This window comes from Agrobacterium sp. S7/73, from assembly GCF_019355535.1.
GTDB lineage: Bacteria > Pseudomonadota > Alphaproteobacteria > Rhizobiales > Rhizobiaceae > Agrobacterium > Agrobacterium tumefaciens.
The window spans coordinates 2,760,288-2,774,073 of record NZ_CP072136.1; the positions used below are offsets into that span (position 1 = coordinate 2,760,288).

The following is a 13,786-nucleotide window of genomic DNA, read 5'->3' on the forward strand; positions in this document are numbered from 1 at the left end:
CTCTACAGCTCGACGCGCGAGAAATGTGGATAGATGCGGTAGAATTTCTTGAAGACCGTTATCGGATCTTCGCCCATGTCAGACTTGGGGAGGTCGAAGGCCATCTTCTCCCGAACATCGTCGTTCGATTCCATGGTCAACCGCTCCAGAGTGGAGAGCGCGGGCAGATCAAGGCGATGGGGAATGTCCGGCGTCGAAAGAAACTCCCATTCCTTCAGGAGATTTCCAACGGTGGCGTCAGCGGCTGCGCACACGACGAGTGCAGCCGTCACCATGGCCTGGCCGTCCTTGTAATGGGTCGATAGTGACCATACGATCTCACGATCGCGAAAATTGAGCGCTTCCTTCTCGACCGCCAGTTTGAGAACGCGCAGCACGCTCGCCCCATAGGTCTTATGCGTCATACCCTCGGGGGACAGCCCGCTCGGAAAGAGTTGACCAACCCGTTCCTTGAAACGAGCGAGGCGCCACTCTTGCACTGTTGGCTTTGCCGCACGATCATCGGATGCAGCGTCACCGATCTCAACGGAGATGTCGTTTGGGAGCGGCTTCCCCAGCGATTCAGGATTGGCATTCAATGTCACGCGAAGCACGCTTCCCAAAGGAACAGTGCCGATCGTTCGAGCGAAGCGTTCGATTTGTGTGGTGATACCCTTCGGCTCTGTGTAGTCGAACCAGATAATAGCGGGCGTCTCGAAATCGTGCCCATCAAGGTAGTCTTCGAGCGTCTTGTGTACGCACTCGATAGAAGCGACCGGTCGGTTGAATTGTTGCCGTTTATGGACCTCAGCCTCAGTTTCGACGCAGGTCATCCGCCCAACGCCCAGCCTGGCATGAACCAATCGGAAGTCTTCAAGGAATGGTCCGCCAAGGCCGACGTAATGATATTTCTCGAGCGAAAGGACTGGAGCTAAACGCATCAATAGCGAGAGAAACAATTCTCGATCGACGGCCTTGTTGGGCCTCAGCCGGTAGGGAAGCGAAGATCCGGCGCTCATGTTTCAAGCGTCCTGTTTCTTGGCTTTGGCGAGTGTCAGCTCAAAACATTTCTCTCCGACGATCCCTGGCTTCTCGTCCTCGACGTCGAATAGCATTTTTGAAACGAGTCGCAATTCTTCCACGGGCCGGGAAAATACGATCCGCCTTGATGACGGCGTCTTTCCTGGCGGTTCCGGCAAAACCTTCGCCTTCTGCGGATTGAATTCGATTTGGCTGTCACTCTTCTTGACATCGCTACGCAAAGCGATGGCTGCGATCGTCTTGCCCAAAGACAAGGGCTTGGAGTCCTCCCAGTAATTCGACTGATCTGCGCGCGGATGGTTCTTCCACTGGTTGGTATACGAGATCCAGATCCGCATACCTTCCTTCATTTTTACCAAGGACTCGAGCCAAACGTTCGAAGACGTATCGAGCGCGCGTTTCGTCGTCGTGACAGGGAGTTTGTCGGCAAGCTTGGAGCGGAATTCGATGATACCGGTGATGATCGCGAACTGCGGATGGTAAAGCGGGATGCCGTCGCCCCAGCCCGTCAGGCGGCTCTTATCGCCGACGATCACCGCGCGATCGTTACAGAGGACCGTCCAACCGGCGGTCGCGGACGAGCGGTCGCGCTCGAAACCCGGCTCGTCGTCGTCCTCGCTACCCAGGCTGCGACCCGTGTTAAGACCAACGGTGATCGAAACGAGCACATCGTCGATGGTTTTCTGGAAAACGAACGGGGCCGGTCCATCAGCACGGTCTGATACCAAAACTTCGACAAAGACGGGCTCCACCGGCTTGCCGTTGAGATCGACCCTCAACCCCCATTGCAGGAACATAGTGAAATGCTCAGAGATGGCTGTGCGGACTTCGTTCTCGAATGCCTCGTTGGCGAAGTGTCTTGCGACGCCCTCATACAATTCGTCGACCCGGATCACAGTGCCAGGCTCCGCGAGCTTCTCACTCGCGTCCGTCGGCTCATTGATCGGTAAAGGATCCCAGCCTTTGGCTTCGAGCCAAGTCGAGGTGATCGGCACCTCGAACGTGTCATCCCCGTGGCGGGTTCGCACCAGCGCTTCACGCCCCATTTTGAAGATCGCGCGCTTCATGCCGACGCCGTACATCCCGATGGTCTCGGTTTCGGAGTCACGGTCATCGTCAGGCTCGCGGCCCATCTTGAAAGCGTAGTTCTTGGCAACCTCGCGCGGGATGCCGCCGCAGTTGTCTTCTATCGAGAAATGATCGCCAGCGAGTTCGATTTTCACGAAGTGCTGCGAGTAATCGACGTTATTGCCGTCAGCCAGTCGGAGAGCACCGTCGAGGCAGTTGTCGAGCAGGTCGAGGATCGCATCCGCCAGGTTGATGTCGCGCGTTAGCATCGACACAAAGAACCGTTTTGTTGGGCTCGCCTCTGCCCGGTCGGCGCTAGGTTTTGTCATCGGCAGGCCCTCTTCTTAATATTCTCGAGCACATTTATAGCGACTATCAGTTTTGCAGATATCAGTCATCAACCGCTCCCAATTCAGCGTTTTCAGCATTGAATAGATCGCCAGAAACTAGACTTGCTCGTTTTCTGGTCGGTGATGACTTCCTGGTAGCCTTGTGCAGCCCTGCTTCGACCTCTTGTTCGTATTGATTTCGATTCAATTCCGATAGACGCCGAAGTATTTCGATGCGCGCCTCCTCCGAAATGGTGAAGCGCACGCGGTCGTTCTCCGGCAAATAGGGAACATCGCGAAAACTATGGTTCAAATCTATATCTTCCCAACCATACGAGTTAGTTACAAACTCATCAATTTCCTTGTGGACTATCCGAAGCTTCTCAATGCGAGCGTCATGTTCATCGGGGCGGTGAACGAGGTTGTAAAGCTTGGTTAGTCCAATTTGATTCAATTGACATATGCTGCGACGTAGTTCTGATAGGGAACTGCCGAGATGCTCGAAATCAATACTTTTAGTAATAGGGAATGGAAAAGTTTCGAAGGCCGCCGTGTTTATATACTTTAAGCGAGTTTCGAGAGTAGACGACTGCTTCCTTGCCCAAGCCTCGTGAATTGTTGAGTTTAAGATGCACAACATTTCGTAAGAGTCGTCCGCAACGATCTTTAGCATATGCGAAAATACAATATTATTTTCGATAAGTGAGAATAGGCAATATTTTGTCGTTTCGGGAATGGCCAAAACAGAAGGCAGGGTAAGTGAATTTTGAGTCCAGCCTTCGGGGTGATGGTCGAAGAAGCGCCCGCGTCCTATGGTGTGATAGAGTGCGGGGCGTTTATCTCCATACTGCCACCACCGCTGAGGTAACGGATTTCGAAGTACATAATCGCCGTTCTCGTCACAGCGTTGACGCTCTGGCTGTACGCGCTCTTCAATCCATCTCCATGGCTTATCGTAGGATCTCGCCTTCTGCTCGGACCAATCCCAAAAGTTGACTGCCCAACGACTTGGCTTCTGTAGAGGGTCTGAATTGAGGTCTTCACCATTGAGGTAAGGAAATATGACGTCTGCGTTGCGAGGATCTGCGTCAAGCATCTGCTGGGCGTCGTCATGCGAGAGTAGGAAGCCCATACCGATTACAATCGATCCTTGAAAAGACTTTCCTTCTCTCCCCTTCAGTCGAATTGGGCTCCATTCGTCTTGATCGGAGAGATAAGCCGAGATGAATTTAACTGATTTACCGAGCAGAGAACGCGTCCCGTCCCAAGCTCCCTTCCGAACGTGTACTCGGCTCGTGACGACCGCCGCTTTTCCGGGCCAAGGTTCGTTCGGATAGGCGGCCTGGATGATGGCGCCTGCGCCGACCATAGCCTCCAACCCGACCTGCCGCGTATCGCCTTCAGCGATCGTGTTCACGGCAAGAAGTCCGAACCCGCCGCTGCTACGCATTAGGCTCCATGCCCGTAGAAAGAAGTAAGCGACCAAATCCGCAGAGCCGCGGCGTCCCTCCGCCATGTGAGCCACCAGCCAATTGCGGAATGCTGTTCCCATAGCACCGGTAATGCGCTTCCCTCCCAAGAAGGGAGGGTTGCCTACCAAAGCGTCGAACCCACCATTCTCCCGTAAAAAGACTTCCGGGAATTCGAGCGGCCAATGGAACGGGCGTCGTACCGTTCCGTCTGGAACATCATTCGACAGGTCGGCCGTTGCTTGCCCCATCAAGCCGAGCCGTGCATTTTCGTTACCGCCAGCGGCCTCATCGGCCAACGTCCCCAGTGTCGTAATTCTCACGGCTCGCTTATCGGCGAGGAATACACCAACGAGTGCGTCGGCGAGCAGCTCCGGTAGAGACAGTTCAATCCGCGACTTAGCGTCGAGTGCGGCCATTGCCTCGACATCGCCGATGTCGCGGATGGGGATTGAGCGAAGCTGGATGCGAAGTGCGAGCGCTTTGTCGACGGCTGATCGGATCGTTCGACCGAAAAGGCGGAGCTGCGCCTTGCCCTTCGGCTTCATATCCAGCTCAATGAGCTGACCGAGATTATGGATCCCTAGCAGACTGTCGCCGCTGCGAAGGTTGTGATCGAGGAAGCCGAAGGGCCGCCCCTTGGCGAGGGTGGTCAGCCACAGCGACAGCTTGGCGAGTTCGACCGCGAGCCGGTTCTTGTCGACGCCGTAGAGGCAGCGCTCGGCGATCAGCCGACGCGCCAAGATAGCCCGCTCTTCCGTGTCGCGTGATAGCGGCTCAAACCCGGCTGTGTCGTCGGCGGCGCGGGTGCGGCCTTCGTCGTCGATCCTTCCGCCCGCCGCTTCCAAGGCTGACCAGCCTTCGACCAACCGATCGGCGAGCCAGCGGCAAGCCTGTACGAGGAACGCACCCGATCCCATCGCGGGATCGCAGACCTTGAGATCGAGAAGTTCTTCGGCGCTCTTGAGTGTCCAATCCTCTCGTGCCGCGCCTTCGGCCGGGCCGCGATAGACGATCGGGGTCAGCGTCTCCTCGACGATCTTCTCGGTCAGGCTCTTGGGCGTGTAGTGGGTTCCGCTCTCGCGGCGGTCGGAACCGAGGACGACGACGAAAGCGCCGGCGTGGTGGACCAGGGGGTATCCCCACGGGTCCGTCCGCAGGAGCTCGGCATAGGGCAGGATGCGGTCACGTAGCGCCACGTCGCCACGGCACACGCTGAGCAGTCGCGCCGCCACGCGCTCATCCGGTTCCCGGACGATGGCGTTGCGAATGGCCGGCTCGGAACGCTCGCTGCGCTCCTTCAGGAGATCGACGATCTTGGCAGCGCCGTCGAGCCGTGCGGACTCGATCTCGCCGAGCACCACGCGCGTATTCTTGGCCTTGGCCGACCCTTGGAGTTCGAGCGTAACGTCCTCGACTCGCTGAACCGTGCGTTCGAGGAGGCCCTCATAGACGTGACCAATCTGCTCCACATCAAGCGCGCGATAGGAGAGCGTGCGCCCCTCGAAGGTCTGGATAGCTTCCAGTAGTAGCAGGACCGTCCGGTCGTCGATCGGCAATGGCTCGGCAGGATCGCTCCGCCAATTCGTGCCCTTCTTGCGGCCTTCCAGGAAAGGGTAACGATCCGGGTCGAAGAGCGAGCCGCCCATCGCCGGTAGCCGCAGGAGCGGATGGTCGATGCCACCATAAACGCCACGAAATAGGGCGAGCAGCCGCGACCAGGCCGAGCGGCGGCGTTCGAGTATCTCCTCGGCGTCGGAGCGCAACTGCATCCGCAAGCTGGAGAGCGCATAGAAGGCGTCGTAGCGAGGATCGCCGAGGAGGAGCAGGCCGCGCTCTTCCGCCGCCAGCAGGAAGACGAGCCGCATCATGACCGTCAGGCCGGCTTCGTAGAGTTCCTTCGGATCGACGTCGTGCAACAGATCCCGGTTCCGATCCTGGTCGGCACGGTCGAGTGACTGAACCAGCAACTCCACCGCGCGACGGACCTGCTCACCGAGCGCGTCGGTCACGTCGTCCTGATGTTTCAATGACCGCTCGAACAGAGCCGGGAGCCTTTCGGCTTCCGGGCCGAAGAAGCGGCGAACTCCCAACAGACTGACGAACGCACGGAGCGTTTCGGGCTCCTGGTTCCAAAGACGGGCATACCAACTGGCGAGGCTCGCGACGGCGCCGACCGGTGCATGAATGAGCATCCAGCGTTCGCCGTTGGTCACGAGACCGACCGTGCACCCGACGGAACGAAGCAGTGCCACCATATGGTCGCCCGGTGTCGTGGCCAACCCGTCGTAATTCCGAGTGGCGTCGAGATCGGTGTCGGGAGCGTAGAGCTGAACGAGCAACAGCGGGGCGTCACCCTGGGTCGGATTTACAATCGCCAGGTCAGGCGCGATCGTAACGCCATGTTCCGGTAGCGACACCTTAAACCGCTCCGGCAAAGTCGCCGCCGACCACAAAACCTGATCGTCCACCTCCAGAGCACTCTGGAGAACCTCGTCGATCCACGCCGAATGGATCGCCGACAGGTCGGCATCGTCCGCATCGACGGCATCACGCCATTCGTTATAGGCAGCGCTCAGCCGCTGCGGGCGGCCGGAATTTAAGGCTTCCAATCCCTGGGGCAGCACCTCGTGCAGGACCGGCACCGCAAGGAATGGTCCCGACACCTCAATGAGGTTGAGCCAGTCGTGGTTGGCACTCATCGGGTCTGTCCCTTCGTCAAGGACTCCGGTACGAGCAGGATGACCGCGACGGGAAAGGTGTGATCCCTAACATTGGAATATCTGTTCTCAATGGCGCGCACCTCTTGTTCCCGTTCTAGCGGGATACGGGCGAGACGCGCTTCGAGGGCGATGTGATCGCGCCGGAGCTGGGTGCGCTCGTCCTCGGAGAAGAGGGAAAGCTGTTGGGGTTCGCGGTCGACGACGAGTTCGGCGCGCAGGGCCTTGTCCAGATCGTCCAGCACTTGCCGGATGTCGTCGCTCTCCCGTTCCTTACGGGTGTCGATCGAATTGGACAGGAAGCGCAGACGATCCTTGGAGCGCGCATCGACCGACCCCAACACGGAGTCGCGCTGCTTATCGAAGCGGGTTTTCAGGGCCGCGAATGTCGTGTCGGGCAAGACGGCGGGGGTGGAATCCTGGAGCCATCGGCGCACCTCCGTCACGCGATCTTCCCGACGGAATCCGGCGTCACGCAGATAACCGCCGGCCTCGGTGAGTTCCTCGTGCAGGCGGTAATGGCTGCCGCCGGTGATGACCAGTCGGGAAACCACGATGACAGCTGGGCCTTCGAGCTGGCCATCGGGCAAGGACCGGGCGGAGACGCGATGGATCTTCTTCACGTCGTCCCGTGCCCAGATTTCGGCGCGCAGCAGGCGCAGGCTCATTTGGACGAGGGGATGATTGAGATGCACCAGCACGACGTCATCGCGCCCCTTCGCCACGTCATGGTCGAACGTGATAGGTCGGACCTTTTTCGTATAGGGATGCTCCAGTCCTTCCAGGCACCGCGTCCATGAACCGGACAGCGCCGGCATGGTGAAAATGCTCCCGTCGGGAGCGCCGGGCAGAGACGCGGCCCCGAGGTCGGGTTTGTCTGAAAGGCGCAGGGCCGCTCTCACGGCCCGTTCGATGTGATCGGGCGTGAGATTTTGCTCGCGCTTGGTCTCGGCGAGGCGTTCATGCAGCTTTGCGATCCGATCCCGGAGGTCGCGCTCGGCCCTGACGAAGCGCCGCGATTTTTCCATGCGAGCTTCGGCCAGCCGGGTATCCAGGTCGCGCCGACTTCCCTCGATCAGGTCCGGGAGCTGCGGGGCGATGACCGGATTGACGCTTCCCATATCGGCCCGCATGGCGTCGAGCTTCCGAAGCGCCCGCAGGATGTCCTGTCCGTGATCGCCTTCGTCATCGACCGGATGCCAGATGACCACCTCGCTGGAGCGTTGGCCGTGGCGATCAATGCGCCCGTTCCGCTGCTCCATCACGTTGGGATTGTATGGAATTTCCAGATGAATCATTAAGTGGCAATGGTTCTGAAGGTCGATGCCTTCGGATGCCGCATCGGTCGCCAACAGGATTCTGACCGGCGATTCGGAGGGGTTGGCCTGGAACGCCGCCTTCACGGCTTCGCGTTCGTCGTGATCCATGCCGCCATAGATCAGCTCCAGCCGGTCGCCGCCGAAGCCGTGAGAAACGAGTGTCTCCTGCATCCACTGCTGCGTCGTCCGGTATTCGGTGAACAGGATGACCCGCTCATTCGTCCATTCGCCGCCTTCCTGGAGATGCTCGGTCAGCCATTCCAATATGGCGCGCGCCTTGGAATCTGCCCTGCGTGACGCCTGCTGCGCCCAGGAGCGCAGGCGTTCCAGCATACGCCGCTCTTGCTCACTGGGTGGCCGGATGTGTTTGCCGGCTTCGCTGAGCGCGTCGTCTTCCGCCGCCTCGCGCAATGCGTCGTCGGCGTAGTCTTCTTCGGCTTTCGATATGGCACGGCGAAGGATGCGATCGTCCAGCTTGCGCCGGGGCTGGTCGGCCGACGAACGGCCCTCGATCGTCGCTATGTGCTTTTCCAGCGTCGCCGCGAACGCGGCGGGGGACGACGCGAGGCGCTTGCGCAGCAATTGGTGGACGAAGCGATCGACGGCCCGTGCGCTGCCCTCGCCATTCTCTCGTGACGATATGTAGTCGCCGAGAAGAAGCCGGATTTGCCTCTCGTCATCTTCATACTTGATGGGGAGACCTTCGAGCCGCCGCACCGGGTAGAGCCGCTTGCCGTTCGCATCCACCAGGTCGCTCTTCAGTCGCCGCACCATGACCCGAGCGCGCTGGGGCTCACTCGGCAGGACGTTTCGGGCGAAGCGTTGGTCGTCGAGTAGTTCGAGCAGAGCGGTGAACGACTCGGTGTAGCCGTCATGAGGCGTGGCGGTGAGAAACAGCTTGTGCTGGAAATGCGGCGCGAGCAGCCGCACCAGCCGGGTTCGAAGGCTCTCGACCGCATAGTGTCCGACCGTGGGCGCAATGTTGTGCGCCTCGTCGATGACCAGGAGATCGAATTTTCGAGGATGGGTGACGGTAGGTGGCAGCGCATCTCGGAACAGACGCAGCCCTTCGCCTTGCTTCACCCAATCCATTGATGTGATGAGGAGGGGAAACGAAGTCCAGGGATTGGCGTGCAGGCCGCGCTCGCGACGCAGACGCCTGACGAACTCGGTATCGACGATGCGGAAGTCGAGACCGAATTTCTCCTGCATCTCCGTGCGCCACTTCTCCTGGAGGGAGGCTGGGCACAATACCAACGCAGTGCGGGCGCGGTGGCGTAGGAGCATTTCCTGTATCACCAGTCCGGCTTCGATCGTCTTTCCGAGGCCGACGTCGTCCGCGATGAGCAGGCTGGTGCGGGCCATATCGATGGCTCGCACCAATGGATCGAGCTGGAAGTCCTCAATGCTTACGCCGCTGCGGAATGGGGCTTGGAGATATGCCCTGTCAGCATTGGTGGCGGCGCCCCATCGAACGGCATCAAGAAACGCCTGCAGGGAGGCGGGGTCATCCAAGCCGGTGATGCGTGGGAGGCCCGCTCGCTCAATGACATGAGCGCCAGGTTCCAACTCCCAAAGGACTTCGATTTCTTCGCCAAGGGCGTCTTCGTCGATTGACGTCAATCGGATGAGGTGGCGTGTGGGAAGACTGGGGCCCGTCGATCCGCCATCAACCTCCGACACGATCCATTGCCGTCTGCGCGCTTCGACCAACTGACCAGGCTCTGGAATCGTGTGGTGAGCGATCTGAGCCGCCGCGCTGCTCGCATCTGCGATGATCATTGCAGCTCACTCCCACTTCGAACGATGCTCTCGATGCGTTCAGCCGCTTCGCCGGGGAGCTCATGCGCCCATACGCGGATGACACGCCAACCCGAAGCGCTGAGGCGTCGATCGGTGTCCGCATCTCGGGCGCGATTCGTTTCGATTTTATCACGCCAAAACTGCGCGTTGCTTTTCGGCCAAGAGGCGTGCTGAGGGCAACCATGCCAGAAACAACCGTCGACGAAGACGGCGAGTTTGGCGCGGGGAAAGACGATGTCAGCAACCCGCCGCGGCTTGGTCAGCAGCGGCACTTGCAGACGATAGCGCAGCCCTCTCGCATGTAGTTCTTTGCGCAAAGAGAGCTCGACGTCAGTGCCCTTCTGCCGCACTCGAGCCATGCGGAGGCTCGCCTCATGCGACGAGGGGCTTACGCGCGACATTCGCGGTGCCTCCCTTCTTCGCCTGTTCCGTTTGCACTCCGACGCCGAGATGCGTCACGATGCTTTGGCCGATCGCCTCGCCGAGAGCGACGGGGACCGCGTTGCCGATCATCCGGCCCAACGCCTTGAAGTGGGTAGGGCCATCATCCGCCACAAATGCGTATTTCTTGGGAAAGCCTTGCAAGATCGCCCCCTCCCGCAGGGAGATTGCCCTATCTTGCTCGGGATGCCCGAAGCGCCCGTTCCCAAAACCAAAGAACTGCGTGGTAATCGTCGGAGACGGATCTTCCCAAGTCATGCGCCCATAGACGCCGGGATAGGTACGGCCCGTTTCTCGCCGATGGCATTCGGCAACTAGATTCTCGGGCCAATCACGCCAAGTTCCGCCGGGACGGGAAGCACGAATGCGCTCCAAGTTTAAATCCGAAAGCCTGGAAGCGATATGGAAGCTGTCATCGTCGTGGACGCTCCCCGCCTTGATGGCGGGTAGCTTTCCAATGACGTCTTTGACGGTGCGCGGCTTCTTGTGGGTCGGCGAGATCAACTCGATTGGGCCGATCAGACTCGCAAGGATGACCATACGCCGTCTGGTCTGAGGCAACCCATATTGGGTGCAATCCACGACGCTCTTCCAGACTTTATAGCCCAGCCGCTCAAGCGTGGCGACGAAGTCGTCGAAGACCGCGTGCTTTTCGACCAGAGGCACGTTCTCCATGGTGACGATATCAGGGCGGACGGATTTGACGAGGCGCGCGAACTGATACAGCAGCGGCCAACGTGGACTGGTGAGGGTGTCGTACCGCTGGGAGTACGTCGAGAACGGTTGGCACGGAGCACAGCCCGCCAGAATCCGTATCTTTGCATCGCCATACAACTTGTTCAGATCCGATGGCTTGACGCTCTTGATATCTTTGATGAGGAACCGCGCACCATTATTGGCCTCAAACGGATAGCGGCATGCCGTATCGACGTCGATGCCCGCGACCACCGGGACACCTGCTCGGATGAGACCATGCGTCAAGCCGCCGGCACCACAGAACAGATCAATACAGGCGACTTCGCTCATTTCTTCCCTCTCGTGGCAGGCCCTTTGCTGCTCCGCGGATCGCTCGCCGTATTCTCACTACTGTCGTCGCAAGCCTTGCCAGCTCTCACCCATGAATCAACCTCATCCGACTTGAACTTCCAGAGCCTTCCGACCTTATGGGCCGGCAGATCTCTCTTGGTTATCCACCCGTAGACCGTGTCTTTGCTGACACCCAGATAGCCGGCGATTTCCTCGACGGACATCCAGCGATCAGTCATGAGTCACCCTTTCTCCGCATGCTGCGAATAATCGAACTATTACATCAACATATACAGCAGTAAAGCGGATTTGATCGGATCTACTGGGATTAACTCCGGTTTTCCGGAACTGCGTGGCGCGCAAACAAAATTCTCTAATGTCGGCAGTAGCTCTGTTGGCGGTCGCCTCCGCGAGGGCGATGCGATCGTCGGCGACGAAAAGAGCAATCCTATCCATCGATATTGGCCGCCGCCGTGTTGGCGATCAAGGTCAGCGTTGGCCGCATCCAAGCGGGACCCTGAGCGGCGGTCGAGGCCAGTGTCTTCTTGTCGCTGGCCGAAAGCAGCCGCGCCGCGACCTGTGCGACATCCGCTGCGCGCGCAGGACCGACATGACGAAGCGCCTGAACGACCGTACCGGCGGGACTGCCGGGAGCGATCAGATGCTTGGGCGACGCGTGGCGAAGGTTGACCACACGCTTTCCCAGGACGACGCGCCGCGATGGGCCATCGGTCAGATAGATGCTTTGGGCGGGAACTTGCGCCGAGAGGCCCAGCGCGTTCGCTGCCCGCACACCTGCGATCTGCACCTGCGAGCCTGTCTCCCGGGCGAGGGCCTGGGCGACATCATCGGGATCGGGCAAGAGCGCACCGAGCTTTGGATGCATCTTGGGGAAGTCGTATAGCCCGCGCGCGAGGCGACGAAGCTGGCCGGCCTTCACCAGCCGCGAGAGGGCCTGATCGACGGATGAACGGGCGGCGACGGTAAGGAAATCGCTGGGCGTGAAGACACTGCCTCGTCCACTCGCGCGGACACGCTTCATAACCCGAGCGGGAACGGAGGAAGCGATCATCTTCATGCGTCAGAAAATGGTGTATGTTTTTCTGACATACAAGGAGCGAGCCTTGAACGCCGAAGAGCTCGTCCCAGGCCGTCTCGATTTTGGGGAGCTGGCGTGCTAAAATCGCTGATGGCGGTACTTCTAGGTGGTGCCGGTAAGAATGGTGCGGTCCAGAAATTCTGACTTTAGCGGTCGATTGGTGCCGATAGATGGCGAAGCCGCTAAATTTTTTTTAAAAGTGATTTCCCTTTAAAATCAATACCGTACGATTTTGACGGCCCACGGGTCGGCGACCTGCGTGTAATGAAAGAAAAAGCCAATTCATATCAATGCTTTAGATGAGTTTTCGACAATTGAGTGGGAATAAAACGAAGGCGGAGCAATTCCGCCTTTTGCTCCTCTTTTGTTCTTTATTTTATCACCGCGCAATGATAGGTTTCCGGCCTTGGTATAAGGCTGTGGAGCATCGTCATGGAGTGCGAGTTGGCGGACGAAAGAGCCTTAAGGCAGCTTTGTTTTGATGGGCTGGAACCGCAGAAAATACGGCGCATCAATCCGCGCTTTCGAAACAAGCTCCTGCTACTGCTGAAGCCACCACGGCAATTGGCGGAAAGAATTTTTGTCGATGCGTCGCATCATGCCATGGGTCGGACAACCCGCGAGGCATATCCCGCCGAGCTTCTGCACATAACCCTGCTGTGTTTGGGATGTTTCGAGACAATCCCTCACGGACTGACAAGCAGGCTGAAGGCAGCAATGGGTGCTGTAAACGCGCGGCCTGTTCCAGTCACCCTGGACGCAAGCGCGCTTTTCGGCAGTCGCAATAGTCTGGTGCTGCGAAACGGTGGTGATCTGCCGGAGATCAACGCTCTGGTGAAGCTGCTGCAACGCGCGCTTCGACAAGCAAACCTTCCCTATATCGCGGCACCATCTTTCACGCCGCATATCACGATGATTTATGGCTGCGGGAAGATAGAGCCGATGCCGGCAGGAAAACCCTATAGCTGGCTTGCGGGTAATTTCGAGCTTGTTTTCAGCCATAATGGCGAAACGCGACATGAGTCCCTTGGACGCTTCGCACTCTCCGCAAAAGCAGATCGTTATGAGCCGCTCGAAAGCCAGCTGCATTTACCGGATAAACTGATCGGTCCGAGAAAACGGCCTAACCGAAAGCAGGCGGAACGCTAAGGCCCGCCAACATATACGCACGAGCGAGGCGATGTCGCCTCGCTGCAAACGATAATCAGCTTAGAGCTGAACCTTGTCGAAAGCCTTGCCGTCGATGCCAAGCGCTTCGAGGTCGGCGCGGGCCGGCTTGCGATGCGCGCGAACAGCGGCCGAAACCGAAAGTGCGGCACCAAGAACGGCGAAAGTTTCGCCAAAGAAGTTACGCGATGTCTTTGCAACCTGACGCATTTTTCTCTCCATCTTTGATGCCCAGATAATGGGCATTTTTGGCCTCTGCTACAACTCATGATGTAGCAGGGAAGCCATGCAGCTTTGCTCGCGCTCGTTTGGATGTCAGACACTG

10 protein-coding genes are annotated in these 13,786 nt (G+C 58.7%); 1 reads left to right on the forward strand and 9 read right to left on the reverse strand.

Annotated features, from left to right (window positions below; all coding sequences use genetic code 11):
- Nucleotides 1-2: 2 nt before the first annotated feature.
- The 8 genes from J5276_RS13715 to J5276_RS13750 all read right to left on the reverse strand — a co-directional run bounded on the left by J5276_RS13715 (nt 3) and on the right by J5276_RS13750 (nt 12,273).
- Nucleotides 3-998 (reverse strand): O-methyltransferase, encoded by a 996-nt coding sequence (locus tag J5276_RS13715; RefSeq protein WP_209159319.1) that lies wholly within the window; start codon nt 996-998, stop codon nt 3-5.
- 3 nt (nt 999-1,001) lie between these two features.
- Entirely contained in the window at nt 1,002-2,417 is a 1,416-nt protein-coding gene (locus J5276_RS13720) for an ATP-binding protein (protein WP_209159318.1), read from the reverse strand.
- 61 nt (nt 2,418-2,478) lie between these two features.
- Nucleotides 2,479-6,588 carry a type IIL restriction-modification enzyme MmeI gene (locus J5276_RS13725; RefSeq protein WP_209159317.1) on the reverse strand — a complete coding sequence of 1,370 codons (4,110 nt, stop codon included), beginning with the start codon at nt 6,586-6,588 and terminating at the stop codon, nt 2,479-2,481.
- Nucleotides 6,585-9,707: a DISARM system SNF2-like helicase DrmD gene (gene drmD, locus J5276_RS13730; RefSeq protein ID WP_209159316.1), complete on the reverse strand. Its 3,123-nt coding sequence runs from the start codon at nt 9,705-9,707 to the stop codon at nt 6,585-6,587. The genes J5276_RS13725 and drmD overlap by 4 nt, the downstream gene beginning before the upstream one ends.
- Nucleotides 9,704-10,129 carry a very short patch repair endonuclease gene (locus J5276_RS13735; RefSeq protein WP_209159315.1) on the reverse strand — a complete coding sequence of 142 codons (426 nt, stop codon included), beginning with the start codon at nt 10,127-10,129 and terminating at the stop codon, nt 9,704-9,706. Before J5276_RS13735 ends, drmD begins: the two co-directional genes overlap by 4 nt.
- Nucleotides 10,101-11,195 (reverse strand): DNA cytosine methyltransferase, encoded by a 1,095-nt coding sequence (locus tag J5276_RS13740; protein ID WP_209159314.1) that lies wholly within the window; start codon nt 11,193-11,195, stop codon nt 10,101-10,103. Before J5276_RS13740 ends, J5276_RS13735 begins: the two co-directional genes overlap by 29 nt.
- On the reverse strand, nt 11,192-11,434 hold the full coding sequence (locus tag J5276_RS13745; RefSeq protein WP_209159313.1) for a helix-turn-helix domain-containing protein: 243 nt from the start codon (nt 11,432-11,434) through the stop codon (nt 11,192-11,194). The genes J5276_RS13740 and J5276_RS13745 overlap by 4 nt, the downstream gene beginning before the upstream one ends.
- Before the next feature lie 209 nt (nt 11,435-11,643).
- A complete protein-coding gene (locus J5276_RS13750) occupies nt 11,644-12,273 on the reverse strand; it encodes a DUF6088 family protein (RefSeq protein ID WP_247749937.1) in 630 nt (209 codons plus the stop codon).
- A 453-nt stretch (nt 12,274-12,726) separates the two neighbouring features.
- On the opposite strand from J5276_RS13750, the gene J5276_RS13755 reads away from it, so the two are divergent.
- Complete coding sequence (locus J5276_RS13755; RefSeq protein WP_112154811.1) at nt 12,727-13,443, forward strand: 2'-5' RNA ligase family protein; 717 nt, start codon at nt 12,727-12,729, stop codon at nt 13,441-13,443.
- Nucleotides 13,444-13,503: 60 nt separating this feature from the next.
- Here J5276_RS13755 and J5276_RS13760 read toward each other — a convergent pair whose 3' ends face one another.
- Nucleotides 13,504-13,671, reverse strand: a complete 168-nt coding sequence (locus J5276_RS13760; protein WP_003503889.1) for a hypothetical protein — start codon at nt 13,669-13,671, stop codon at nt 13,504-13,506.
- Between the last annotated feature and the right edge of the window lie 115 nt (nt 13,672-13,786).